This window comes from Saccharopolyspora thermophila (assembly GCF_014646075.1).
Classification (GTDB): domain Bacteria; phylum Actinomycetota; class Actinomycetes; order Mycobacteriales; family Pseudonocardiaceae; genus Saccharopolyspora; species Saccharopolyspora thermophila.
Map to the genome: position 1 here is coordinate 536,248 of NZ_BMMT01000002.1, position 25,037 is coordinate 561,284.

Consider the following 25,037-nt stretch of genomic DNA (forward strand, 5'->3'; position numbering starts at 1 on the left):
GTCAGGATGGCACTCATGACAGCGGACGTGACGATCATCGGCGGCGGCATCGTCGGGCTGGCCACCGCGCACGCCCTTGCCCGGCAGGACCCCGGCTGCCGGATCACCGTGCTGGACAAGGAACGCCACTGGGGCGCGCACCAGACCGGGCACAACTCCGGTGTCATCCACAGTGGACTGTACTACCCACCGGGCAGCGCCAAGGCCCGGTTCGCCCGCGTCGGCGGCGAGGCGATGTACCGGTTCTGCGCCGAACACGGGATCCCGGTGCGGCGCACCGGGAAGGTGGTGGTCGCCACCGCCGAGGACCAGTTCGGCAGGCTTGCCGAACTGGCCCGGCGCGGACGCGCCAACGGGGTCGGCGTCAGCGAACTCGACCACGCTCGGCTGCGCGAGCGCGAACCGCACGTGCGCGGCCGGCGCGCCCTGCTCGTGCCGGAAGCCGGAATCACCGACTTTTCCGCGGTGTGCCGCAAGCTCGCCGAACTGCTCGCCGAACGCGGCGCCGACCTGCGCACCGGCACCGAACTCGTCGGCGTGCACCGCGACGGCGCGGACCTCGTGCTGAGCACCACCGGTGGCGAGATCCGCACCCGGCGGGCGGTCAACTGCGCCGGGCTGCACAGCGATGTCGTCGCCGAACTCGCCGGAACGCGCCCGCCCGCGCGGATCCTGCCCTTCCGCGGCGAGTACTACGAGACCACGTCCTTCCGCCGCGACCTGGTCAACGCCCTGGTGTACCCGGTGCCCGACCCGGCGTTTCCGTTCCTTGGCGTGCACCTGACGCGGATGGTTGACGGCGGCCTGCACGTCGGGCCGAACGCGGTGCCCGCGCTGGCGCGCGAGGGCTACGGCTGGACGACCTGGTCGCCCGAGCACCTGCGCCGCCTGGTGCGCGACCCCGGCCTTCGGGCGCTGGCCAGGAAGTACTGGCGCACCGGTGCGGTCGAGATCGCCCGCTCGGCGCTCAAGCCGCTGTTCGTCCGCGCGGCCCAGCAGCTGCTGCCCGAGCTGCGTGGGCGTGACCTGCTGCGCGCGGAGGCGGGGGTACGGGCCCAGGCGGTCACCGCGGACGGGGTGCTGGTCGACGACTTCCTGGTGGTGGAGGACGAGCACTGGGTGCACGTGCTCAACGCGCCCTCCCCGGCGGCCACCGCGTCGCTGCTGATCGGCGAGGACATCGCCGAACGCATCAAGACCCGTCGGTGAGCGCTGCCCGGCGGCGGCAGCGGCCCGACGTCGCCGCCTCCGCCGCCCGCGCTGATGATGCCCGCGGCGTGGACCGAGCAGCCCCGCGAGGACGCGATCACCCTCGCGGATCTCAAACTCGGTACGAGCACGGGTAACCTCGTCCGGTTGCGGCGGACCGCGAACGGTCCCGAAGCCAACGTCGTCAACGGGTCCTCGGCGTTCACGCTCACGTGCGTGTTTCCCAGGTTTGCAGCATAAAGTTGGGAGTCAGCCATCCCCGAAAGGGGTTTCCATGTTTGCCTAGAATTGGGGGCCGACCTGCCGTGCCTTGGCCGCCTCGCGTAGCCCCACGGTGAACCGTGCGGACATCCCGCCGGCCCGCCGCATCTCCGCCCACGCCTCCCGGACGCGACGAGACCCCTCCGTGGCAGTTCGCCCCGATCATGCGGGACTCGCTCGAACGGCTGCTCGTCGGACTGGAGCGGATAGCCCCCGATCAGCGGTGCGCCCCCGGCGCGTCGGTACCGAACGACGAACAGCGCGATCGGCAGTGGTGCGAGGTCACTGCCGAGTCGGATCCGGAACGGTGGTTGGCGCAGGTCTACGCGAACAAACCCCTTGTGACGCAGCTCGGCGAGCTGCATCACGGCGGTATCGGGCCGACGTCGTCGTCTTCGTCGCCCGCGCTGATGGCGCGGATGCTTGAAGTGCTCGACGTGCGCGACGGGCACCGGGTGTGTGAGATCGGGACGGGCACCGGATGGAACTACGCTTTGTTGGCGCACCGGCTCGGACCCGAGAACGTGTACTCGGTGGACCTGGACGGCGAGCTCGTCGAGCAGGCGAGGGAGAATATTCGCCGGGTCGGCTACGAACCGAACCTCGCCGCCGCCGACGGCGCCGAAGGCTGGCCCGGCGGCGGATTGTTCGATCGGTTCATCGCGACGTGCGCGGTGAACCGGATTCCTGCGGCGTGCATCGAGCAGACCCGTGAGGGCGGGATCATCCTCGCGGATCTCAAGGTCTATACGAGCACGGGTAACCTCGTTCCGTTGCGGCGGACCGAGAACGGGGCCGAGGGCCACTTCGTCGACGGGTTCTCGGCGTTCATGCTCATGCGCGGCGAGACGCACCCGCCGATCTCCGGATACCCGGATCGTGACCGCCGGCAGGCGCGGCACCGGTACACGTCGGTGCGGGAACAACGCCCGTGGGAGGCGCCGGTCTGATGGTTCCTGGCGTGCCTGTCCATGCCGTTCGGGGGGCGCTTTGGCTACACCCTGAACCCGGTCACCGGGCAACCTGACGCCGTGTCGCTGAGCTGCCCTGACGGATCGTGGTGTGAGGTCTCGCTCGACGCCACCCGCGACGGCCGGAAGGTGTGGGAGGCCGGTCCCGTGTCGTTGTGGTCGGCCGTGGAGCAGGCTCGCGACATCTGGTCGGCACACGGGCGACCGGAGTGGTCCCGGCTCGGGGTTACGGTCTCTCATCGTGCGCACACGGTGTGGATCGACAACCAGGCGGGACCGAGTTGGACGCTCCCAGGTTAGGGCTCTCCGAAAAACGGGCGTGCGCACCGTGCCCGTGGGCCCGGCGGCAGGTCTAGCGGGGTAGGGGTTGGGTCTGTTCGCTGGTTGTCGTCCACAGGTCCTCGACGAAGCCCTGCAGGGTGCGTCCGAGGAGGTAGGCATCGGCCGGGGCCACCATGCAGTACGTGTCGTCCGGTGACTCGGGGATCACCGCGACCCGCCCTGTCGGTGCGTGGTGCACCTCGACGGCCAGTGGCCCGATCCGCAGTGCCCCGGACGCCGCGCGCAACCCCACGGTGAACCGCGCGGCCATCCCGTCGGCCCGCCGCATCAGGTCGCTGATCGCCCGCGCGTCGTCCGGCGGCACCTGGCGCAGCTTGAGCTCGTAGGCCAGCCAGTCCACCCGCTGCTCGGTGCGCCGGGTGGCCTCGGCACGCGCCTCGGCCAGCACCCGCGTCGGCACCGTCACCTCGCAGCCCTCGGCCGCCGCCATGTCCGGCAGCACGCCGACCAGGGCGGGCCACGGCGCGTCCGGCCGGATCTCCTTGGCGGTCACCGTCCCGTCCGCCACCACCATCCGCGCGGCGTGCCGGTTGCCCACCGCGACGACCGCGCGCCGCTCAGGGCCGCCGGTGACCTCGACGAACCCGAACACCGACGCCCGCCGCAGGCCGTCGGCCAGCTCGTCCCACCGCGAATCCCGCGGTGCCCGCCCGGCGTCGGTCCCGCCGAGCAGGAACGCGCCGATCTCCGGTGCCACCGCCTGGTCGCGCAGCAGGCCGCCGAACTCGTCCAAGCCGCATCGCATCGTCGTCACCAGGTTCCGCTGTGGACAGACCTGGTCGGCAATATATCCGGTGGGCGGCACTTGCCGCGGTCGTTCGGCGCCGCAACCACCCGAACGTCAGCGCTCGTCCACCGGGGTGCGGGTGCGGCGCACGATCCCGGCCAGCGCGCTGCTGACGATCGTGACGATGAGCGCTCCCCAGAAGGCGGCCCAGAAGCCGTCGACATGGAACGGCAGCCGCAGCTCCCCGGCCAGGTAGCTGGTCAGCCAGAACAGCAGGGCGTTGACCACCAGCCCGAACAGGCCCAGGGTCAGCAGGTACAGCAGGCAGCCCAGGGTTTTCGCGATCGGCTTGAGCACCACGTTGACGAGGCCGAACAGCACCGACACGGCCAGCAGGGTGAGGACCTTGGCGGCGGTGTCCTCGCCCCCGAGGTGGATGCCCGGCAGCGCGGTGGTGATCCACACCGCCACCATGGTGATCAGGATGTGCAGCACGACGGCCACGACCCGTCCTCCTTTTCGGCGATGAACATCATCGACGCTACCCGCGTCCGGATGCGCGCCGCGCGCTGACGGATCAGCGGAAGAGGGTGGGGACCAGCCGCAGGGCGTCGCCGCCGCTGTCATCGTGGGCCTCGGCGAAGCGAAACACCAGGCCCTCGCGCAGGCCCCACGGGCAGATCTCCAGCTCCGCGACCCCGATCGTGCGCAGCACCAGCTCGGCGACGATCGCCCCGGCCAGGATGCGCCGGGCCCGGCTGCGCGACACGCCGGGCAGGGCCGCCCGCTGCCGCTGGTCGAGGGCGGCCAGCCGCGGGATCCAGGGCTGGAGCCTGGCCAGCGACAGCCGGTCGGGGTGGCGGACCACGCGGCCCGGCTCGCTCTCGGTGAGCACCGCCAGCTGCCGCAGCACCTTCGACAGGGCGATCGGGTGACCCAGGTCGGTCCCGGCGAAGGTGCGCAGCGACCGGGGGAGGGTCTCGCGCACCGCCGCGACCAGCTGGTCGACCTGCTGCGGCCGGGGCGGGTCGTCCGGCAGGTACTGCCGGGTCAACCGGGCGGCGCCGAACGGCAGCGTGACCACCTCGGTCGGTTCGGCGCCCCGTCCGGTGGCGACGTCGATCGTGCCACCCCCGATGTCCACAGTGGTCAGAACGGATCCGCGGCGGCCGTGCCAGCGGCGTGCGGCGTGGTAGGTGACGGCGGCCTCGTCGCGCGGGCTGAGCACGCCGATACGCACTCCGGCCGCCTCGCTCAGCCGCTGCCGCAGCTCCGCGCCGTTGGCGGCGTCGCGGACCGCGGACGTGCCGAAGGCGACCAGCGCGTCGGGCCGCTGGTCGGCGGCGGCCGCCACGCAGTGCCGCACCGCGCGCACCGCGTGCTCGATGCCCGAAGCGCTGACCGTTCCGTCCGCGCCGGTGTGCTCGGCGAGCCGGGTCCGCGCCTTCACGCTCCAGTCCGCGCGCGGCATGCGGGAGCGGTCCAGATCAACGATCTCCAGGCGTGCGGCGGTGGAACCGATGTCCAGCAGGGCCAGTTTCATGCGGCGCCCACCCGCGCACCGGGCCGGCTGGACGGCGACGCGGTGGACTCGACGGACGGCATGCCCCCATTGTCCGGGTTGGCAGGGGGAAAGTTCCCGCCAGGACAAGAAAATCCTGAGACGTGCGTCACAACCCGCGGTGCTCGCGGCGGCTCCCGGGGTGCCCGTACTCGGCGGTAACCTCGAGGCGACCTCGGCGGCGTGGCCCCGGGCATCGCCGCTGCCGCGACCGGAAGGAACAGCCGATGCGCATCGGGATGCCGCTGAACTACAGCGGGGGCTTCAAGGAAACCGTCGACGAGCTGGCCACCTACGAGAAGGCGGGACTGGACATCGTGTTCGTCCCGGAGGCGTACTCCTTCGACGCGGTGAGCCAGATGGGCTTCATCGCCGCCCGCACCGAGCGGCTGGAGATCGCCTCCGGCATCCTGCAGATCTACACCCGTACACCCACCCTGACGGCAATGACCGCGGCCGGGCTCGACTACGTCTCCGACGGGCGCTTCACCCTCGGCATCGGCGCCTCCGGGCCGCAGGTCATCGAGGGTTTCCACGGGGTGCCCTACCACGCCCCGCTGGGCCGCACCCGCGAGATCGTCGAGATCTGCCGTCAGGTGTGGCGCCGGGAGAAGGTGCAGCACAGCGGCAAGCACTACCAGATCCCACTGCCCGCTGACCGGGGCACCGGCCTGGGCAAGCCGCTGAAGATCATCAACCATCCGGTGCGGGACCGGATCCCGATCATGATCGCCGCGATCGGGCCGAAGAACGTGGAGCTGGTCGCCGAGATCGCCGAGGCGTGGGAGCCGATCTTCTACCTGCCGGAGAAGGCCGCGGACGTGTGGGGCGAGTCGCTGGCCGCGGGCCGGGCCAGGCGCGACCCGTCGCTGCCGCCGCTGGACGTGGTCGCCCAGGCGCCGCTGGCCATCGGGGACGGGCTGGACGACCTGCTGGACCTCGTCCGGCCGCACGTGGCGCTCTACGTCGGCGGCATGGGGGCGAAGGGCAGGAACTTCTACAACAACCTCGCCCGTCGCTACGGCTACGAGGCCGAGGCGGAGCTGATCCAGGACCTCTACCTCAGCGGCAGGAAGGACGAGGCCGCCGCGGCCGTGCCGCGCGACCTGCTGGAGAAGACCTCGCTGATCGGGCCGGAGGGGCACGTCCGGGAGCGGCTGGCGGCGTTGAAGGAGTCGGGCGTGACCACGCTCAACGTGACCCCGCTGGCCGGGGACGCGGCGGGCCGCGCGAAGCTGATCGAGCGCGTCAGGGAACTCGCCGCCGACGCCTGATCCGCCGACGGTCTGATCGGGTGAGCCGTCACCTGGTCGTCGACCGACCGGCCACGGTGGACACCGGCGCCGTCGCCCAGGAGTGCCGGTGACGGCGCCCTTCGTTCCGGGATCGCGAGTGCGGCGGTCGCGTTAGCCTGGGGGCAACGGCGCCGGACGGGGGAAAGAAGGACAACGTGGAACTGCTGCTGCTGTCCAGTTCGATGACGCACGGCACGGGTTTCCTCGAGCACGCGATGCCCGCGGTGGCCGAGCTGCTGGCCGACCGGAATCGACTGCTGTTCGTGCCGTTCGCCAAACGGGACCACGACGGCTACACCGCCACCGTGCAGGCGGCCGTGGAACCGCTGGGCGTCACCGTCGACGGCATCCACCGCGCCACGGACGCGGTGGCCGCGGTGCACGAGGCCGACGCCGTGTTCATCGGGGGTGGCAACACCTTCCGCCTGCTGTCCACACTGCACCGACTGGGCCTGCTGCCCGCGCTGCGCGAGGTGGTCCGCGGCGGCACGCCGTACCTGGGGGCCAGCGCCGGCACCAACATGGCCTGCCCGACGCTGCGGACCAGTAACGACATGCCGATCGTGGAGCCGCCGTCGTTCACCGCGATCGGCCTGGTGCCGTTCCAGATCAACCCGCACTACCAGGACCCGGACCCGACCAGCACGCACATGGGCGAGACCCGCGAACAGCGGATCGTCGAGTTCCTGGAGGACAACGACGTGCCGGTGCTCGGACTCCGGGAGGGGGCGTGGCTGCGGGTCCGCAGGGACCACGCCGAGCTGGGCGGCAGCACCGGCGCCCGCCTGTTCACCCGCGGTGCCCAGGCCCGCGAGCTGCGGCCGGGAAACGACGTCTCGTTCCTGCTGCGCACGGAGCCGCGCTACGACGCGTGACGTCACCGCCGGGCTTGGCCCGACAAGGTAACCGAAACCCACCCGCTTGATCACACTGTGCTATGGTGCGTTCGCCCTGCTGGGTGGCTTTAGGGAAGCGCGCCCACGTTAGTGGTACCGGTTCGGCTGCGAGACGAGGTTGCTGGTGCATGGCCACGCCGAAAGGCGCCCAGCCGAGCCGGTGTGGTGCTGGGTTGCGGCGCGACCGCCCGCACCGGTCTGAGGCCGGGCGCGTCGCGGAGCGGTTCGACAGTTGCGGAGCACGGTGACGCGGACGAGCAGTTCCGGTGGTGGGTACCGAGCGATCCGGGCCCGCCTGACGCGGGTTGGCGTGATGCCCAGCGCGATCCTGCTGGTCATCTGGCTCGGTCTTGCCTCCGCGACGGTGTACGAGGCGTACTGCTCCCGACTGCTGGCCGCCGGGGTGACGGACGCGTCGCTCCCCTCGGTGCACAGCCTGACGGCGCTGCAGAAGGAACGCCGGCTCGCACTCGAGCGGCTGAACCGCCCCGGCACCGACCCGGCCGCGCTGCCCGCCCAGCGTGCCGCGACCGACCGGGCCGTGGGCCAGCTGCGGATGCACCTGCGGACCCTCGCCAACGACGCCCCGCCGGAGATCGGCGCCCGCATCCGCGACCTGACCGCGCTGCTGGACCAGTTGCCGCAGCAACGCGCCCGGTACGACGCCGGACAGGCGTCCCGGACCGCCACCGTCGACTTCTACAACCGGCTCCTCGACGCCGGAGTCGCCCTGGTGGACACCCAGGCGCGGGTGATGCCGGACGCGCGCGCCGGCCAGGCCAGGCTGACCGCCACCGAGATGCTGCGGGCCACCGACCAGATGTCGCGCGCCACGTCGCTGGGCACCGCGGCCCTGGCCCGCGGCCAGTTCAGCACCGAGGACCACCTGTCCTTCGTCCACCTGGTCGGCGCCTACCGCACCAGGCTGGACACCGCCATGGCCGTCGCGGAACCGCGCGCCGCGGAACTGTACCGCCGACTCATCGGCAGCGAGGCGTGGCGGCGGGTCACCGCGGTCGAGAACACGCTGGTCGAGCACCCGCCGCAGCGCAGCGGCCGGTTCGGCGTCGACCAGGCCGCCTGGCGGGAGGCCACCGGTGAGGTGTCCGACGACCTGGCGGCAATCGTGGCGGCGCAGGCCGACTCCGCCTCCGACATCGCCATGGACGACACCAACACGCGGCTCGCCGTGGTGCTGGCGGGTAGCGCCGCCGTGCTGGTGGCCATGCTGCTGGGCATCGTCCTGACGACCCGCAACGCCCGGCGGCTCGTCGACCGCACCCTCCTGGCACGGCTGGCGAAGCTGCGCGACGACACGCTGGAACTCACCAGCCGGCGGCTGCCGGACATCATGTCCAAACTGGACCGTGGCGAACGCGTCGACGTGGCGGCCGAACTGGCGCCGCTGGACCACGGCGTCGACGAGATCGGGCAGGTGGCGGACGCGTTCAGCGCCGCGCACCACACGGCGGTCGCCGCGGCGGTGCGGGAGAGCGAGGCCCGCGAAGGCGCGACCAAGGTGTTCCTCGGCATCGCGCACCGCAACCAGGGTCTGGTGTACCGCCAGCTGAAGGTGCTCGACCGGATGGAGCGCAGCGAGGAGCATCCGGAGCGGCTGGACGGCCTGTTCCAGCTGGACCACCTCGCCACCCGCGCCCGCCGCAACGCCGAGAATCTGATCATCCTGGCCGGTGAGCAGCCGGGCCGGCAGTGGCGCAAACCGGTGCGGCTGGTCGACGTGGTGCGCGCGGCGGTCGCCGAAACCGAGCACTACTACCGGATCCACGTGCATCCCACGCCCGACGTCTCCCTCGTCGGCGCGGCCGTCGGCGACGTCATCCACCTGCTGGCGGAGCTGATGGACAACGCCACGTCGTTCTCCTCGCCGCGCTCCCAGGTCCAGGTCTACAGCAGCGACACTCCGCGCGGGGTGCTGCTGCAGATCGAGGACGAGGGGCTGGGGATGCGCCCGGCCGACCGGGACGAGGCCAACGCGCTGCTCGCCAGCACCCCGCGGTTCGAGGACATCACGCGACGCGGTGACTCCCGGCTGGGCCTGTTCGTGGTGGCCCGGCTCGCCGCGCGCCGCAACATCGAGGTGGACCTGCGCGAGGCCGCCGAGGGCGGCACGGTGGCGTTCGTCCGGCTGCCCCCCGACATCGTGGCCGCCGAGCCGCTCTTCGACCGCGGGGCGGGCAGCGCCGACTCCCCGACCTGGGCCCGCGGCCCCGCTCCCGCGGCGAGCCACGCCGATGCCCCGCAGTTCCCGGTGGCGGACCCGGACGCGGAGCCGCCGCCCCGGCGCAAGCCCGGCCAGCGCAGTTCCGGGCGACTGCTCCAACCGGAGGGCGCCGGGCAGTTTGAGCCCTCGCCGGAGCGCACGCGTGACAACATGACCGCGTTCCAACGCGGGACGCAGGCCGCGCGCCGCGCCGAGGGCGGCGAGTGACCCGAGCAGGAGGAGCGCAAGAGGGCATGAGCAACGGGATCGGTTCCGACGGGGAGCTGAACTGGCTGTTGGACGACCTGGTCACGCGGGTCGCCGGGGCCCGCGACGGGGTCGTGCTGTCCGCGGACGGCCTGCTGCTGGCGAAGTCCGCTGGGCTGCCCGCCGAGGACGCCGAGCGCCTGGCGGCGATGTCCTCGGCGATGCAAAGCCTGGCCCGCGAGGCCGGTCGGCACTTCCGCGGCGGGGACGTGCGGCAGACCGTGGTCGAGCTCGACCGCGCCTTCCTGCTCGTCACCGCCGCCGGCAGCGGGGCGTGCCTGGCGGTGCTGGCCGAGGCGGAGGCCGACATCGGCATGATCGCCTACGAGATGAACCTGCTGGTGGTGCGCGTGGGCGACTACCTGAGCTCGGCGCCGCGCGTCGCGGTGACCGAGCAGCCGCGTGGCCGGTGAAGGCCCGGCCGTGACGCGGCACGAGGGTGAACTCTGGTGGGACGAGGAGAACGGCCCGATGGTGCGGCCGTATGCGCTCACGCGCGGCCGCACCCGGCCGACCCGCCCGGACCTGGACGTGGTGACGCAGCTGGTCACCGAACGGCGCGCCGAGAGCTCCGGGCTCGGCGTGGAGCACCGGGAGATCCTGGAGCTGTGCGTGCGTCCGCTGTCGGTCGCCGAGGTGGCGGCCTACCTGGACACACCGATCGTGGTGGTCAAGGTGCTGGCCAGCGACCTGATCGAACGCGGTTACCTGGTCACGGGCGCACGGCCGCGGCCAACCCGCCCGGACCGCAAGCTGCTGCAGGCGGTCCTGGAGGGTGTGCGCCGGCTCTGACGTCCCGCACCGTTGCTGCATACCGGCGATCGTCCGCAGTGGACGGTGGTGGGCCCCACGTCGGGGGTGCGGGGCCCACCACCAGGATTCAGGCGGGGACGGCGGCCAGCTCGCGCTCCGCGGCCAGGTCCCAGTCGTCCCCGACCGGCTCGGTGTCCGGTGTGGACACCGGAACCCGCGCCCGGCGGTCCGCGGCGGCCAGCGCCCCGGTGAGCACCAGGCCAAGCACCGACAACGCGACGCCCACCACGCTGGGCGCCAGCAGGCCCAGGCCGTGCGCGATGACCAGACCGCCCGCGTGGGCACCGATGGAGTTGGCGATGTTGAACGCCGACTGCAGGGCCGCCGAGACCAGGGCGGGCGCGCCCCCGGCCCTGTCCATGACCACGGCCTGCATGATCGGCGCGACCATGAAACCGACGGCGCCGATGGCGAACACCGTCACCGCGGCGGTGACCTTGTTGCCGGAGGTGAGGGTGAACGCGCCGAGCACGACGGCGATGCCGACCAGCGCGGCGCACAGGCCCGGCAGCACCGCCCGGTCGGCGATCCGGCCGCCCAGGTAGTTGCCCAGGGTCATGCCGAGGCCGGCCACGACCAGCAGCAGCGTCACGCCGGTCCCGGAGAACCCGGAGACGTCGGTGAGCACGGGGGTCAGGTAGCTGAGGCAGGCGAAGGTGCCGCCGAGGCCGAAGGTGACGATCGCCAGCGCCAACCACATCTGGGGCTGGCGGAACGCGGCGAGCTGGTCCAGGACCGAGGACCGGCTGGCCCGCGGCCGCACCTCGCCGGGCACCAGCCGCGCGATGGCGGCGACGGTGACGACGCCGATGGCGGCCACGACGGCGAAGGTGGCCCGCCAGCCCACGTGCTGGCCCAGCAGCGTGCCGAGCGGCACGCCGACGACGTTGGCCAGGGTGAGGCCCATGAACATCATCGAGACCGCCCTGGCGCGCTGGCCGGGCTCGACGAGGCGGGCGGCCACGACGGCACCGGCGCCGAAGAAGGCGCCGTGCGGCAGACCCGCCAGGAACCGGAAAGCCATGCCGAGGTCGGCGCTGGGGGCCAGCGCGAACAGCGCGTTCCCGGCGATGAACAGGCCCATCGTGGCGACGAGCATGGTCCTGCCGGACAGCCGCGCGCCCAGGACGGTCAGCAACGGGGCACCGATCACCACGCCCAGGGCGTAGCCGGTGATCAGGTGCCCGGCGGTGGGGATCGAGACACCGAGGTCGGCGGCTACCTGCGGCAGCACACCCATCATGACGAACTCGGTCGTGCCGATGCCGAAGGCACCAACGGCGAGTGCGAGCAGCGCGATGGGCACAGTTCTCCTCTCGGGGCAGGCAGAAGCAGTCGTGCTGTGGGTGGGGGTGCACCGCGCGAGGCACGGCGGGCCGGCCGGTGCCACCGCAGGAGCTCGGGGGAGCGTGGTGGTACTGAATCGATGCAGCACCGGCCGAAAAGGGAGACAGACGAGTGGGCGGGAACCCCCCAGAGGCTCACGCTTTCGGCTGTCTGGAACCCAGTCTCAAGGGGTGTCAGGCCCCATGTCCACCTGAAACCCGGTGACTCCAAACACGCACAGTCAGCACAACATCACGTAACCATCCCAAAAGGGCGAACAGGGTCCGCCGAGACCAACGTCCGGCTACCGGCAGTGGTGCGCTCCGGGCCGGTCTGACCTGGAAAAGCTACCCTCCACAGTAGACAAACCGCCGCCGGGGCCCGCGCCTGGCGCACCGCAACGACACGACCCGCAGATGGTGCACATCACCCCATACCGGACCGTGCACCATGAGGCGGCTCACAACAGTCCCAGGTCGCGAGCCTTGGCGATGGCCTCGACCCGGTTGCGCGCACCCAGCTTGCGGCAGGCGTTCTGCAGGGAGCTCTTGACAGTGTTGCGGGACAAGAACATCGCTTCGGCGATCTCCGGGTTGCTCTGCCCCAGCGCCACCCGGCGCAGCACGTCGTACTCGCGAGCCGTGATCAGCGTGAGATCGTGTGAAAAACCCCCATCTGGAGGTGCTCGCTGATCTGCTCGGTGCAGCATGCTGCGGTCGCGCCGACTCGACGGCAGTGTGAAAACCATCACCGAGAGGACCGATTCCATGCAGACCACCGCAGCAGTGCTTCGCGAAACCGGCAAACCGCTGGTTGTCGAGGAGGTCGACATCGACGAGCCGCGTGCGGGGGAGGTGCTGGTGCGCATGGTCGGCGTCGGGGTGTGCCACACCGATCTCGGCGTGATCGCGACCGCGGCCCCGGAGCAGCTGCCGGTCGTGCTCGGTCACGAGGGGGCGGGTGTGGTGGAGGCGGTCGGGGAGGGCGTCACGACGCTGGCCCCGGGTGACCACGTGGTCCTGAGCTACAACTCCTGCCACAACTGCGACCTGTGCGAGCGCGGCGTGACCGTGCACTGTCGCAACTTCGTGCCGCTGAACCTGGTCGGGGCGCGGCTGGACGGCTCGTCGCCGCTCGGCCGTGGTGGGGAGAAGATCTTCGGGCACTTCTTCGGGCAGTCGTCGTTCGCCCGGCACGCCATCGCAACCGTGAACAACACGGTCAAGGTCGACCCCGATCTGCCGCTGGAGCTGCTCGGGCCGCTTGGTTGCGGTGTGCAGACCGGTGCGGGGGCGGTGCTGAACTCGTTGAACCCCGAGGAGGGCTCCAGCATCGCGGTGTTCGCGGCCGGTTCGGTGGGGCTCAGCGCGATCATGGCGGCGGTGGCGGCGGGGTGCTCCACCATCATCGCGGTGGATCCGATGGCGAGCCGGCGGGAGCTGGCGTCGCGGTTCGGTGCCACGCACGTCGTGGACCCGACTGATCGCGACCCGGTCGAGGCGATCCGGGAGGTCACCGGTGGGACGGGTGCCCGGTACTCGGTGGACTGCATCGGGTTGCCGCAGGTCGTTCGGCAGTCGCTGGAGTGCCTGCAGTCCTACGGCGTGTGCGCCACCGTGGGCTTCCAGGGCTTGAACAACGAGGTCACGATCGACCAGGGCCACCTGCTGTTCGGCCGTTCGCTGGTCGGTGTCATCGAGGGCGACGCGGTGCCCGCGGAGTTCATTCCGCGCATGATCGAGCTCAACCGAGCGGGCCGCTTCCCGTTCGACCAGCTCATCACCACGTTCCCGTTCGACAAGATCAACGAGGCGATCGAGGCGGCGCACCACGGCGAGGTGGCCAAGGCCGTGCTGACCTTCGACGCCTGACCGACCAGAGCACCAGCGGCCCGGGCCGCGCCGGCCAGCGAAAGCCCGCGGCCCGGCCGCGCCGGCGACTTTCGCCGGCCGGAGACATGGCCTGACGCGCGCATCGTCCGGCGGCGACTGAACAAGGTTGGATCCGAACACGTTGATGACCGTGCCGAATCCCCGGCACGGTCATCAACGTGCGAGCTGTTTCGCGGTTGTCGTGTCGTGGTGGTCAGGCGATCTGCTCGAGCCGATGGCCCATCCGGTTCCGCTTGGTGGCGAGATACGCCGCGTTGTGCTCGTTCGGCTGGGCTTCGAGCGGGATGGTCTCGCTGACGGTCACCCCGCATGCGGTGAGTGCGCGGCACTTGTCCGGGTTGTTCGTCATGAGCCGGACCGACGCGATCCCGAGGTCGGCCAGGATGCCGGCCGCCGCCGTGTAGTCGCGGCTGTCCACCGGCAGGCCGAGCGCCACGTTGGCCTCGAGGGTGTCCAGCCCCTGGTGCTGCTGGAGCTCGTAGGCGCGCAGCTTCTGCCCCAGGCCGATGCCACGTCCCTCGTGTCCGCGCATATAGACGATCACGCCGCGGCCCTCGTCCGCGATCGCCGCCATCGCCATGCGCAGTTGCGCGCCGCAGTCGCAGCGCAACGAGCCGACCAGGTCGCCGGTGAGGCACTCGCTGTGCAGGCGGACGAGAACGTCGTCGGCACCGTCGGTGTCACCCATTGTCAGCACCAGGTGTTCGACGTCGTCGGCGCCTGACTGGTAGGTGCTGGCCCGGAAAGTCCCGAGATCGGTGGGAATCGTGGCCTGCCCCGTCCGGCGCACCCCCGAGTCGGCATCCTGCAGCCAGCTGATGAGGTCGGCGATGGAGATCATCGGGATGCCGTGTCGCGCGGCGAATTCCGCGAGTTCCGGGCCGCGCATCATCTGCCGCCGGTCCGGGGTCACGACCTCGCACAGCAGGGCGGCTCCACTCAGCCCGGCCCGGCGGCACAGGTCCACGCCCGCCTCGGTGTGCCCGGGGCGTTGCCGCACCCCACCCGGTTTGGCCAGCAGCGGCATCACGTGACCCGGCCGCGCCAGGTCGGCTGGCTCGACCCGCGGGTCGCCCAGCGCCCGGATCGTCTTCGCCCGGTCCTGCGCGCTGATCCCCGTGGTCGTCCCGTGCTTGTAGTCGACGCTGACCAGGAAGGCGGTGCCCTGGCTCTCGGTGTTGTCCCGCACCATCAGGTCCAGCTCAAGCGCGTTCGCGCGGGCGCCGTCGATCGCGACGCACAGGAAACCCGAGGTGTGTTCCAGGAAGAACGCGACCTCGTCGGTCGTCGCGTACTCGGCGGCCATGATCAGGTCGCCCTCGTTCTCCCGGTCCGCATCGTCGACGACGAGCACCTTCCCGCCTGCGGCGAGTGCGGCAACGGCTTCGGGAACGCTCGACCAAGGCATGGGTTCACTCCTGCGACTGTGCACCGGTGCGCACGAATCGAGGCACACCTCTTTTCCCGTGCGACCGCGTTCGGATCTACTGCCTGCGCCACTGCCACCGGGTGGCGTTCAGATAGTGACTAGTTCGTTCGAATACGATGACACGTGTCATCATCGGCGTCAAGAGTCATCCTGCATTCGCCGCCCAGCAGTTGACATGACGCTCTTGGCCTCTTGACGCGACGGGCCGCGCGGTTCACACTGAGGCGCGATTGTTCAAGATGTGAACGAATCGACCAGTTTTGTGATCGACTGTCGCGTGTAGCGCAGGACGACCAACCCAGCAGAACCGACCACGACGGAGTGTCACCGTGCCTGACAAAGCCGATGTTGTAGTGATCGGCGGTGGGATCGCCGGACTGATCACCGCCCGCGAGCTCAGCCGCAGTTCCCTTCGTGTCCTCGTGTTGGAAGCCCGCGACCGGCTGGGCGGCCGGGTGTGGACCGACCACCGGCTCGGCCGCGACCTGGAGATCGGCGGCACCTGGCTGCACTGGGTGCAGCCGCACGTGTGGGCCGAGATCACCCGCTACGGCCTGGAGGTCACCCGCGGGCCGCGGCCCGAAGAGGCGTACTGGCTGGCGGGCGACGAGGTCCGCAAGGGCACGCTCGACGGCTTCATGGAGCTCATCGACCCGGGCATGCGGCGGCTGCTGGCCGACACGATGCGCTGGATCCCCCGGCCGGACCAGCCGCTCGCGGAACCGGAGCTCGCCGAGGTCGACGCCTGCAGCATCCAGGACAAGCTCGACGAACTCCACCTCCCGGTGGAGGAGCGCCAGGCCAACGAGGCCGCGTGGGTCGGGCACTTCAACGCCCCGCTCGACGAGGGTGCCTTCACCAGCGGCCTGCGCTGGACCGCCGCCACCGCCGGCTCCTGGCACCTCATGCACGAGGCATCCGCGGTCTTCCGGCTCGCGACGGGAACCCGATCCCTGGTCGAGGCGATCGTCGCCGACGTCGACGCCGAGATCCGCACGTCCACCGAAGTGCGCCGCATCGAGCACGACGCTGAGGGCGCGGTGATCACCACCGCGTCCGGGGAACAGATCCACGCGCGGCGGGTCGTGGTGACGCTGCCGCACAACATCATCGGCGACCTCGACGTGTCGCCGGCACTGTGCGCGGAGAAACTGGCGGCGAGCAAGGAGAAAACGGCCTCGAAGGGCGTCAAGGCGTGGATCCGCGTGCGCGGTCCGATCAAGCCGTTCTTCGCCTATTCCTCCGCCTCCCACCCCCTGTCGGTCGTGCGCACCGAATACCTCGGGGACGACGACGCCGTCCTCGTCGCCTTCGGGGCGGACGCGCAGAAGATCTCGCCGGACGACCTCGACGCCGTCCGCGCCGCGCTGCGCGTGTGGCGCGACGATCTCGAGGTCCTCGAGGTCACCGGCCACGACTGGATGTCCGATCCTTACTCCCGCGAGACGTGGCTGATGCACCGGCCGCACCAGCTCACCCGCTACCTCCAGGCCCAGCAACGGCCGGAAGGCGTCCTGCACTTCGCCAGCAGCGACAACGCCAACCTGTGGGCCGGGTTCATCGACGGAGCCATCGAAAGCGGCCTTCGCGTGGCACGCGAACTCACCGCGCAACTCACCGCCTCGCGCTAGGCGCCGACACCTGCTTGGAGGAACCGATCATGACCGCCTCGCTTTCGACGATCGAGCCGCGGTACTTCCGCGACGTGATGGGACACCTGCCCACCGGTGTGGTGGTCGTGGCAGGCCGCCAGGTGGGCACCGGCGAACCGGCCGGACTGGTCGTCGGGACCTTCCAGTCGCTGTCGCTGGATCCCCCGCTGGTCAACTTCAGCGTCGCGCTGACGTCCACCAGCTGGCCGAAGATCCGCCCCGCTGGTCGGTTCAGCGCCAGCGTGCTCGCCAGCGGGCAGAACGACGTCTGCCGGGTCCTGTCCAGCAAACGCGACGACAAGTTCCGCGCGGTGGCCTGGCACGAGTCCGCCGACGGTAACCCCCGGATCTCGGGCGCACACGCCTGGATCGACTGCGAGATCCGGCACGAGCTGGACGGCGGTGACCACGTGATCGTGGTGGCCGACGTGCGCCACCTCGAAGCGGGCGAGGGCGAGCCGCTGATCTTCCACCGTGGACGGTTCGGCCGATATCGGGAGATCAGCGCCTGAGCGCCACGGCACCGACCCACGTACGAACGGAGAGTACCCGATGACCACAGTAGACCAGACAGGCCGCGAGGAGTCGGCAGCGGAACTCGATCGCTGCCTGGGTGCGGCGGCCGCCGCCGCCGACGAGTGGGGGAGGTGGACCCCGCGCCGGCGAGCCGAGGCGCTCTCCGCGGTCGCCGACGCCCTGGACGCCGCCGCCACCGACCTCGTGAGCATCGCCGGTCAGGAAACCGGGCTTGGCGAGGCGCGGCTCACCGGTGAGGTCAAGCGGACGACGGTCCAGCTGCGCATGTTCGCCGACGTGCTGCGGGACGGCTCCTACCTCCGGATCGTCCTCGACCGCCGCGACCCCGACTTCGTGCTCGGCACGCGGCCGGACCTGCGCCGCTGGCTGGTTCCGCTCGGGCCGGTGCTGGTGTTCGCGGCGAGCAACTTCCCGTTCGCGTTCTCGGTCGCCGGCGGCGACACCGCCTCCGCGCTCGCGGCAGGCTGCCCCGTGGTGCTCAAGGCACACCCCGGCCATCCGGTGACCTCGCAGCGGACGGCGGAGGTCGTGCGGTCGGCGCTGGCGCGCAGTGGCGCACCGGACGGAACGTTCAGCCTGATCAGCGGCCGGGAGGCCGGGGTGCGGGCGCTGCGGGACCCGCGCATCTCCGCCGCCGCGTTCACCGGCTCGGTCGCCGGCGGCCGGGCCCTGTTCGACATCGCCTCGTCCCGGGAGTCACCGATCCCGTTCTTCGGCGAGCTCGGCAGCATCAACCCGGTGGTGGTCACCGCCGAGGCGGTGCGCGAACGCGGCGAGCAGATCGCCGCGGGCTTCGTCGGGTCCTTCACCCTCGGGGCGGGCCAGTTCTGCACCAAGCCGGGCGTGTTGCTGCTCCCACGCGGAACGGATCTGCCCGAACGCCTGGCCAAGCTGGTCCACGACGTTCCGGCGGCACGCCTGCTCACCTCCGGAATCGCCCAGCGGTACCAGGAGCGGATCGAGGAACTGGCTGGTGTTCCCGGTGTGACGGTCCTGGTGGCCGGGCGCGAACAGGCCGACACCTCCGGCGTTCCCGCGTTCACGCCGACCCTGTTCCACGCCGGTTCGACGCACAACCTGCTCGAGCACCGCGCCGTTCTGCTGGAAGAGAACTTCGGTCCGTCCACAGTGATCGCCGAGTACGACGCGGACGACGACCCGGCGGAGATCGTCGCGGCGGTCGACGGCAGCCTGACCGTCACCGTGCACACGTCGAGCGAACCGGCTGACGCCGAACGGGCCCGCCTCGCCCCGCTGCTGGACCTCGCGGCCCAGCGCAGCGGCCGGATCGTCTTCAACGAGTGGCCCACCGGGGTTGCGGTCACGCCGGCCCAGCAGCACGGCGGCCCCTACCCGGCCACCACCGCGGTGTCGCACACCTCGGTGGGCACGGCGGCGATCGAGCGGTTCCTGCGTCCGGTGACCTACCAGAACGCGCCTGATGCCCTGCTGCCGGAGGCACTGCGGGAAGCGAACCCGTGGGATCTGCCGCGGACCGTCAACGAGGCCGGCCAGTCCCGGAACTGGAGGTGACCACGACCATGGCGGAAGCCGCGGCCGTGCCGAGGACGATGGCCGCCGTCCTGCTCACCGGCCACGGTGGCCTGGACAAACTCGAGTACCGGACCGACGTGCCGGTTCCTCGGCCGAAACCGGGCGAGGTGCTCATCCAGGTCGCCGCGGCCGGGATCAACAACACGGACGTGAACACGCGGATCGGGTGGTATTCCAAAGGCGTCACAGCGGAGACCGGCGAGGGTGGACAGACGGGCTTCGCCACCGTCGACGACAGCGACGCCACGTGGTCGGGCGCGGCGCTGGAATTCCCGCGCATCCAGGGCGCGGACGTCTGCGGTCGCATCGTCGAGGTGGGGGACGGTGTTTCCCCCGACCGCATCGGCGAGCGAGTGCTGGTCCGGAACATGCTGCGCACGCCCGTCGGCCACCGGCCGTTTCAGTGCTGGACCTTCGGCAGCGAATGCGACGGTGGATTCGCGCAGTTCACGGTCGCCCCAGCGCAGGACACCTACCGCGTCCGCAGCGACCTGTCCGACGAGGAGCTGGCCGCCGTGCCGTGCGCCTACTCGACCGCGGAGAACATGCTGCACCGAGCCGCGGTCGGGGCCGAGCGGGTCCTGGTCACCGGCGCCTCGGGCGGAGTCGGCCTCGCGGCGGTGCAGCTCGCGAAGCGCCGCGGCGCGACGGTCACCGCGGTCTGCTCGGCCGCCAAAGCCGCCGATGTCAGGGCACAGGGCGCTGATCGCACCGTGGAGCGCGGTGCGGACCTGATCGCCGCGCTCGGCCGCACATCCGTCGACGTGGTGATCGACCTGGTCGGCGGCCCGCAGTCCGCGCAGTTGCTGGACCTGCTGCGCCCGGGCGGCCGGTACGCCATCGCGGGTGCCATCGGCGGACCGGTCGCGGAGCTGGATCTGCGCACGTTGTACCTCAACGACCTGTCGATCTTCGGCTGCACCTTCCAGGAAGACGTCGTGTTCGAGAATCTCGTCGCATACCTCGAACACGGCGAACTGCGTCCCGTCGTCTCACGCACCTACCCCCTGGCCGAGATCGCTCGGGCCCAGGCGGACTTCCTCGCCAAGAAGCACCTCGGGAAGCTGGTGCTCGTCCCGCCCGCCGTGGCCGGATGAACACCAGAGACCGGCCGACCAACGGAGCGGCAATGAAGATCTCACGAATCGATCTCTACAACGTGGAACTCCCGTACGCGGGTGGGGTCTACCGGCTGTCCGGCGGCCGGACCTACGAGTCGTTCGAGGCCGCCATCGTTCGCATCACGTGCGATGACGGCACCGAAGGCTGGGGCGAGAGCACACCGTTCGGCTCGACCTACATCGCGGCACACGCGGCGGGCGCCCGTGCCGGCATCGCCGAGCTGGCACCGGCGCTGCTGGGACGGGACCCCCGGCAGACCGACCGGATCGCGGACGTCATGGACAGCACCCTGGCCGGTCACCATCACGCCAAGACGCCCCTCGACGTGGCCTGCTGGGACATCTTCGGCAAGTCGGTGGGTCTGCCGGTGAGCGAACTTCTCGGCGGCTCCACCGGCGTTGCCCTGCCCATGATCTCCTCGATCCACGCGGGCGATCCGGACGAGATGCGCAGCCGCGTGGCCGAGCACCGGGCCAAGGGCTATCGCGGTCACTCGATCAAGATCGGCGCCCTGGACAGCGAAGGCGGGCCCGCGCTGGACGCCGAACGCATCACCGCATGCCTGGCCGACCGGCGCCCCGGCGAGTTCTTCCTGGTCGACGCCAATGGCGGGCTCCTGCCGGAGACCGCGCTGCGCATGATCCAGCTGCTGCCGCACGGGCTTGACTTCACCCTCGAGGCACCCTGCGCCACGTGGCGCGAAACCCTGTCACTGCGCCGCAGGTGTCCCTACCCCATCCTGCTCGACGAGCTCGCCCAGCTCGACGAGGACATCGCGTTCGCCGCGGCGCACGACGTGGCCGACGGCATCGGACTGAAGATCTCCAAGGCCGGCGGGCTGACGCGGGGCCGCCGCCATCGGGACATCTGCCGCGCTGCCGGACTCACCGTCAGCGTGCAGGACACCGTCGGGTCCGTCATCGCCTTCGCCGCCATCGTCCACCTGGGTGCCACCGTCGCACCGCGATCGCTTCGGTGCGTGCTGAACTGCGCGGACATGGTGGCGTTGCAGACGGCGGAGTTCGACGCCGTGTTCACCGGGGACGGAGTTCTGCCGTCCAGCTCGCCCGGCCTGGGAATCGTCGTCAACCAGGACGTTCTCGGCGACCCGGCCATGACCTGGCAAGCCTAGGAGGTCGCGGGCGCCACGGGATCGGATCTCGAGGACCTCCGGGGCCGGTGTGGATCACACCGGCCCCGGAGGTCCTCGTGTGCCTACCGCGGTTGCCGGGGTCGGCTTCCGGTTGGTGTTCTCGTCGTTCGGCCGGCCGGCGTTCCGGTCTCCCGTTGGAAGGGCTGCTGGAGCGCCGTCTCGATCTCCGCGGCCGCGATGCAAAGTCGGCGGGCCGATTCGTCGATCCGGCCGATCATGCGCGAGGTGGGGCCGGAGATGTTGATGACGGCGATCAGGGTGCCGGTGTGGTCGCGGATCGGGACGCCGACCGAGGTCAGGCCGATCTCCACCTCCTCGCTGGCCACCGCATAGCCCCTGTCCCGCTCGACGTGCAGTCGTTCGAGGAGCTCGTCGACGGTCCGGGGCGCTGCCGGGCCGGAGATCGGCATGCGGAGATCGTCTTCGGTGAGCGCTTCGACGAGGTCGTCGTCGGAGTCGAACAGCAGAGCCCTGCCGGAGGCCGTGCAGTGCATCGGGGAACTCCGGCCCACCCAGCCGCCTGCCCGGAGGGACTGGGTCGATTCCTCGCGCAGGACGGTGAACGAACGGTTGCCCCGTTGCACGGACAGCAGCGCCACCTCCCCGGTACGTGCCACCACTCGGCGCAGCGCCGGTCGGGCCGCACGCAGCAGGGCGGAATCTCCCGCACTCGAGGCGAGCACCAGCAGGCTCCATCCCAGGCGGTAACGCCGGGTCTGGGGGTCCTGCTCGACCAGACCGCCGCGTTCGAGCGCCTTGAGCATGCGTGAGACCTGACTGCGCTCGCGGCCCACTGCCCGAGCGAGGTCGCTCACCCCATGGTCGTTTCCTGCCCCACCTGCGCCGAAGGCGAGCAGCAGTGCGGCGACGCGTTCCGCTGCCGAATCCATCGCGGGCACCATCCCACATGTTGCTACATGAACAACACCATCGTTCGAACTTTCGTGAAAGTACCAGGTCACACTGTTTCTGGCGTTGTTGTGACAGCAACACCGATGGACCGTTCGGGCAGGCGTGCCTAGCGTTGCGGCTCCGCGGACAACCGCGGGATCAGGTCGCTTTCGACGAGGAGAGTGAGACGGTCGATGACTGCCGAGCTGGATGTCACGACGCCGCGAGATCAGCTCTACGGGCTCCAGACGGAGCTGGGGGTGGAGAACTTCCCGGTGCGTGGCCGCACCTTCGGTGACGTGGTGCCGTTCGTGCGCAACTACGCGCGGGTCAAGCTGGCGGCCGCGCGGGTCAACCACGCGTCCGGGGTGCTCGACCAGGCGCGCTGCGATGCCATCGTCACCGCGTGCCAGGAGATCATCGCCGGCGAGCACGCCGATCAGTTCCCGACGCCGCTGGTGCACGGCGGCGGCGGGACCACGGCGAACATGAACGTCAACGAGGTGATCGCGACCCGCGCGAGCGCGATCGCCGGGATCACGGTGCACCCGAACGACCACGTCAACGCGTCGCAGTCGACGAACGACACCTATCCGACAGCGATGGCCCTGACGATCCTGGAGCTGGTTGAGGCGCCGGTCGCGGCGTTGCGCGAGCTGTCCGCCGCGTTCGAGCGCAAGGCAGTTGAGTTCGATCAGACACCGCACCTCGGGCGTACGTGCCTGCAGGACGCAGTCGCGGTCACCGCCGGGGACACCCACCGGGGCCACGCTGCGGCGATCAGTCGTGTCGCGGCCGGGCTGGCCGATGCTGCCGCGGGGCTGAGTGCGGTGCCGATCGGGGCGACCGCGATCGGCACCGGCATCGGGGCCCCGGCTGGGTTCGGCGAACGCTGCGCAGAGATGCTGGCCGCCCTGACCGGACGCCGCATCACGAGTGCGGAGAACCGCTACGACAGCCTGGCCCACCTCGACCCGTACGCCGAGATCGCCGCAGCCGGGACCCGTGCCGCGATCACCATCGCGAAGATCGCCGCTGACCTCCGAATCCTCTCCTCCGGCCCGCACGGCGGGTTCGGCGACCTCACGATCCCGGCTGTGCAGGCCGGATCGTCCATCATGCCGGCCAAGGTCAACCCGGTGATCCCCGAGTACGTCATGCAGCTCAGCTACCGGGTCCGGGGCCAGAGCCACACGGTGGACTGCGCCGTCGCGGCAGGGGAACTGGAACTCAACGTGATGGAGCCGGTCATCCTGGACGCGCTGACGACCATCTTCGACGACATCGCCGCCGCAGCCGACACCTTCGCTCGGCGCTGTGTCGACGGCCTGGCGTGGAACGGCGTCCACCGGGAACGCAACCTCACCGGCGCGCTGGACCAGTGGGTGGAGCTGTCCGCGGCAGAGGGATACGAGACCGCCACCAGCCGACGGCGCGGTGTCTCCGGGAACGGAGGACCGACGCAATGAGCACCTCAGCCCGAAACACCACCGCCCCGCTGGCTTACGAGAACGCACCCCTCACCCGTTTCCACATCAGGGTGACCATCGCCGGTACCGGTGGGCAGTTCAGCGACGGCTTCATCCTGGGCATCATCGGGATCGTCATCGCCGCGGCGACCAAATCCCTCGGACTGACCCCGCTGTGGGTCGGGTTGCTGGGCGCGGCCACCCTGGCCGGCCTGTTTTTCGGCGCGGTCCTCACCGGCCCGATCGCCGACCGCATCGGACGCCGCCAGATCTTTGCCTGGGACATGCTGGCCTTCGCCGTGCTGTCGCTGGCGCAGTTTTTCGTCCAGACACCCGGCCAGCTGCTGGTCCTGCGGCTGCTGCTGGGCCTGGTTCTCGGGGCGGACTACGTGGTCAGCAAATCCCTGGTCACCGAACACGCACCGGTCAGATTCCGCGGCAGGTTGACGAGTCTGCTGGCCGTCGCCTGGGCCGCCGGCTACGTCTTCGCCTACCTGATCGGTTTCCTGCTCACCGATCAGGGCGGAGACTCCTGGCGCTTCATGCTCGCGACCAGCGCCGTTCCCGCGCTGCTCGTCTTCGGTTTCCGGCTCGGCGTCCCCGAAGCGCCGCTGTGGCTGTCGCGGCACGGGCGCGACACCGAAGCCGCCGCGGTCGTCCGGCGCCACCTCGGCCCGAACGTGCTCCCACCCACCGCAACACCGGCCACGGCCCGACGCGGGATGCGCGCCCTGTTCAGCCCGGCCCACCGCAGGCGCACCGCCGTCGGTGCCCTGTTCTACGTCTGCCAGGTCATCCCGTTCTTCGCTCTCGGCACCTTCTCACCCCAGGTGATGGAGGCGCTCGGGGTCACCAGCAAGCTGGGAGCCGGAGCCCTCTACAACGTCTTCCTGCTGGCCGGCGCGATCGTCGGCCTGCTCATCATCGACAAGATCTCCCGACGCCTGTTTCTGATCGGGACCTTCGTCGTCGGCGCCGCACTGCTGGCCGCGCTGACGGCCTTCGCCGACATCGGCGGACCGGTCGTTTCGGTCGGCCTGTTCACGGCATTCGCGTTCGTCCTGGCGGCAGCGGTGAATCTGGAGTTCGTCTACCCGCCCGAGCTCTTTCCCACCGACCTCCGCGCCTCCGGTGTGGGCATCGCCGTGGCCGCCAGCCGGATCGGCTCCGCAGCGAGCACGTTCCTGCTTCCGCTCGTGGCCAGCGGCTACGGCATGGACGTCGCGCTGGGCGGCTGCGTGGTCGTGCTGGTCCTCGGTGCCCTCGTCTGCTGGGCATGGGCACCCGAGACGGGTACGGAATCACTGGACGACATCGACACCCGCACCTGATTTCACCCCAGCTCCACCCTCGCCCGGCGCGGACAACCACCATACGGCTGTCCGCGCCCGGCGAGAGGCTCCGGGCAGCTCGCCAGTTCCGTCGGCTCGCTTTCCCTCGCAGAAGACC

Annotated in this window: 21 protein-coding genes and 1 pseudogene; 15 read left to right on the top strand and 7 right to left on the bottom strand. The window is 70.8% G+C overall.

The features are described 5' to 3' along the window. Positions 1 to 15 precede the first annotated feature (15 nt). Positions 16 to 1,209 (top strand): L-2-hydroxyglutarate oxidase, encoded by a 1,194-nt coding sequence (gene lhgO, locus IEY17_RS05890; RefSeq protein WP_188986210.1) that lies wholly within the window; start codon positions 16 to 18, stop codon positions 1,207 to 1,209. Between the two features lie 425 nt (positions 1,210 to 1,634). Next, complete coding sequence (locus IEY17_RS05895) at positions 1,635 to 2,420, top strand: methyltransferase domain-containing protein (protein ID WP_188986211.1); 786 nt, start codon at positions 1,635 to 1,637, stop codon at positions 2,418 to 2,420. A 373-nt stretch (positions 2,421 to 2,793) separates the two neighbouring features. Here IEY17_RS05895 and IEY17_RS05900 read toward each other — a convergent pair whose 3' ends face one another. From IEY17_RS05900 to IEY17_RS05910, 3 genes are all read right to left on the bottom strand, one after another. Further along, positions 2,794 to 3,528: an ESX secretion-associated protein EspG gene (locus IEY17_RS05900; RefSeq protein WP_229679883.1), complete on the bottom strand. Its 735-nt coding sequence runs from the start codon at positions 3,526 to 3,528 to the stop codon at positions 2,794 to 2,796. 96 nt (positions 3,529 to 3,624) lie between these two features. Continuing rightward, the gene (locus IEY17_RS05905) at positions 3,625 to 4,014 is read right to left on the bottom strand and encodes a phage holin family protein (protein ID WP_188986213.1); all 390 of its coding nucleotides are present in this window, start codon (positions 4,012 to 4,014) and stop codon (positions 3,625 to 3,627) included. Positions 4,015 to 4,087: 73 nt separating this feature from the next. Further along, on the bottom strand, positions 4,088 to 5,053 hold the full coding sequence (locus IEY17_RS05910; protein WP_188986214.1) for a Ppx/GppA phosphatase family protein: 966 nt from the start codon (positions 5,051 to 5,053) through the stop codon (positions 4,088 to 4,090). Positions 5,054 to 5,298: 245 nt separating this feature from the next. Between IEY17_RS05910 and IEY17_RS05915 the strand changes: the two genes are divergently transcribed. The 5 genes from IEY17_RS05915 (at position 5,299) to IEY17_RS05935 (ending at position 10,542) form a co-directional block, all read left to right on the top strand. Next, positions 5,299 to 6,345, top strand: coding sequence for an LLM class F420-dependent oxidoreductase (locus IEY17_RS05915; RefSeq protein ID WP_188986215.1), 1,047 nt, complete (start codon positions 5,299 to 5,301; stop codon positions 6,343 to 6,345). Between the two features lie 176 nt (positions 6,346 to 6,521). Further along, positions 6,522 to 7,241, top strand: a complete 720-nt coding sequence (pepE, locus tag IEY17_RS05920; protein ID WP_188986216.1) for a dipeptidase PepE — start codon at positions 6,522 to 6,524, stop codon at positions 7,239 to 7,241. A 334-nt stretch (positions 7,242 to 7,575) separates the two neighbouring features. Beyond that, positions 7,576 to 9,711 carry a sensor histidine kinase gene (locus tag IEY17_RS05925; protein ID WP_188986217.1) on the top strand — a complete coding sequence of 712 codons (2,136 nt, stop codon included), beginning with the start codon at positions 7,576 to 7,578 and terminating at the stop codon, positions 9,709 to 9,711. Positions 9,712 to 9,737: 26 nt separating this feature from the next. Continuing rightward, positions 9,738 to 10,163: a roadblock/LC7 domain-containing protein gene (locus tag IEY17_RS05930; RefSeq protein ID WP_188986218.1), complete on the top strand. Its 426-nt coding sequence runs from the start codon at positions 9,738 to 9,740 to the stop codon at positions 10,161 to 10,163. 10 nt (positions 10,164 to 10,173) lie between these two features. Next, positions 10,174 to 10,542 (top strand): DUF742 domain-containing protein, encoded by a 369-nt coding sequence (locus IEY17_RS05935; protein WP_229679861.1) that lies wholly within the window; start codon positions 10,174 to 10,176, stop codon positions 10,540 to 10,542. An 88-nt stretch (positions 10,543 to 10,630) separates the two neighbouring features. Here the strand turns inward: IEY17_RS05935 and IEY17_RS05940 are convergent, their stop codons facing one another. Both IEY17_RS05940 and IEY17_RS25220 read right to left on the bottom strand, forming a co-directional pair. After that, positions 10,631 to 11,869 carry an MFS transporter gene (locus tag IEY17_RS05940; protein WP_188986219.1) on the bottom strand — a complete coding sequence of 413 codons (1,239 nt, stop codon included), beginning with the start codon at positions 11,867 to 11,869 and terminating at the stop codon, positions 10,631 to 10,633. Positions 11,870 to 12,349: 480 nt separating this feature from the next. Beyond that, positions 12,350 to 12,535: pseudogene (locus IEY17_RS25220) on the bottom strand (response regulator transcription factor); the annotation flags it as partial. 121 nt (positions 12,536 to 12,656) lie between these two features. Here IEY17_RS25220 and IEY17_RS05950 point away from each other — a divergent pair. Then, positions 12,657 to 13,760, top strand: a complete 1,104-nt coding sequence (locus IEY17_RS05950) for an NAD(P)-dependent alcohol dehydrogenase (protein WP_188986221.1) — start codon at positions 12,657 to 12,659, stop codon at positions 13,758 to 13,760. A gap of 214 nt (positions 13,761 to 13,974) precedes the next feature. Here the strand turns inward: IEY17_RS05950 and ribA are convergent, their stop codons facing one another. Further along, positions 13,975 to 15,189, bottom strand: a complete 1,215-nt coding sequence (gene ribA, locus IEY17_RS05955; protein WP_188986222.1) for a GTP cyclohydrolase II — start codon at positions 15,187 to 15,189, stop codon at positions 13,975 to 13,977. Positions 15,190 to 15,539: 350 nt separating this feature from the next. Here ribA and IEY17_RS05960 point away from each other — a divergent pair, with 350 nt between their 5' ends. The 5 genes from IEY17_RS05960 to IEY17_RS05980 are packed head-to-tail and all read left to right on the top strand — an operon-like array spanning position 15,540 to position 21,207. Further along, positions 15,540 to 16,841, top strand: coding sequence for a flavin monoamine oxidase family protein (locus IEY17_RS05960; RefSeq protein WP_188986223.1), 1,302 nt, complete (start codon positions 15,540 to 15,542; stop codon positions 16,839 to 16,841). 29 nt (positions 16,842 to 16,870) lie between these two features. Beyond that, on the top strand, positions 16,871 to 17,374 hold the full coding sequence (locus IEY17_RS05965) for a flavin reductase family protein (RefSeq protein ID WP_188986224.1): 504 nt from the start codon (positions 16,871 to 16,873) through the stop codon (positions 17,372 to 17,374). Positions 17,375 to 17,414: 40 nt separating this feature from the next. Next, positions 17,415 to 18,932, top strand: coding sequence for an aldehyde dehydrogenase (NADP(+)) (locus IEY17_RS05970; RefSeq protein WP_188986225.1), 1,518 nt, complete (start codon positions 17,415 to 17,417; stop codon positions 18,930 to 18,932). Then, on the top strand, positions 18,929 to 20,050 hold the full coding sequence (locus IEY17_RS05975; protein WP_229679862.1) for an alcohol dehydrogenase family protein: 1,122 nt from the start codon (positions 18,929 to 18,931) through the stop codon (positions 20,048 to 20,050). The genes IEY17_RS05970 and IEY17_RS05975 overlap by 4 nt, the downstream gene beginning before the upstream one ends. A 32-nt stretch (positions 20,051 to 20,082) precedes the next feature. Next, on the top strand, positions 20,083 to 21,207 hold the full coding sequence (locus IEY17_RS05980; protein WP_188986226.1) for a mandelate racemase/muconate lactonizing enzyme family protein: 1,125 nt from the start codon (positions 20,083 to 20,085) through the stop codon (positions 21,205 to 21,207). A gap of 83 nt (positions 21,208 to 21,290) precedes the next feature. On the opposite strand, the gene IEY17_RS05985 is transcribed toward IEY17_RS05980, so the two are convergent. Beyond that, complete coding sequence (locus IEY17_RS05985) at positions 21,291 to 22,190, bottom strand: IclR family transcriptional regulator (RefSeq protein WP_229679863.1); 900 nt, start codon at positions 22,188 to 22,190, stop codon at positions 21,291 to 21,293. A gap of 123 nt (positions 22,191 to 22,313) precedes the next feature. Between IEY17_RS05985 and IEY17_RS05990 the strand changes: the two genes are divergently transcribed. Continuing rightward, entirely contained in the window at positions 22,314 to 23,588 is a 1,275-nt protein-coding gene (locus IEY17_RS05990; RefSeq protein ID WP_188986227.1) for a lyase family protein, read from the top strand. Beyond that, a complete protein-coding gene (locus IEY17_RS05995) occupies positions 23,585 to 24,919 on the top strand; it encodes an MFS transporter (protein ID WP_188986228.1) in 1,335 nt (444 codons plus the stop codon). Before IEY17_RS05990 ends, IEY17_RS05995 begins: the two co-directional genes overlap by 4 nt. Positions 24,920 to 25,037 lie beyond the last annotated feature (118 nt).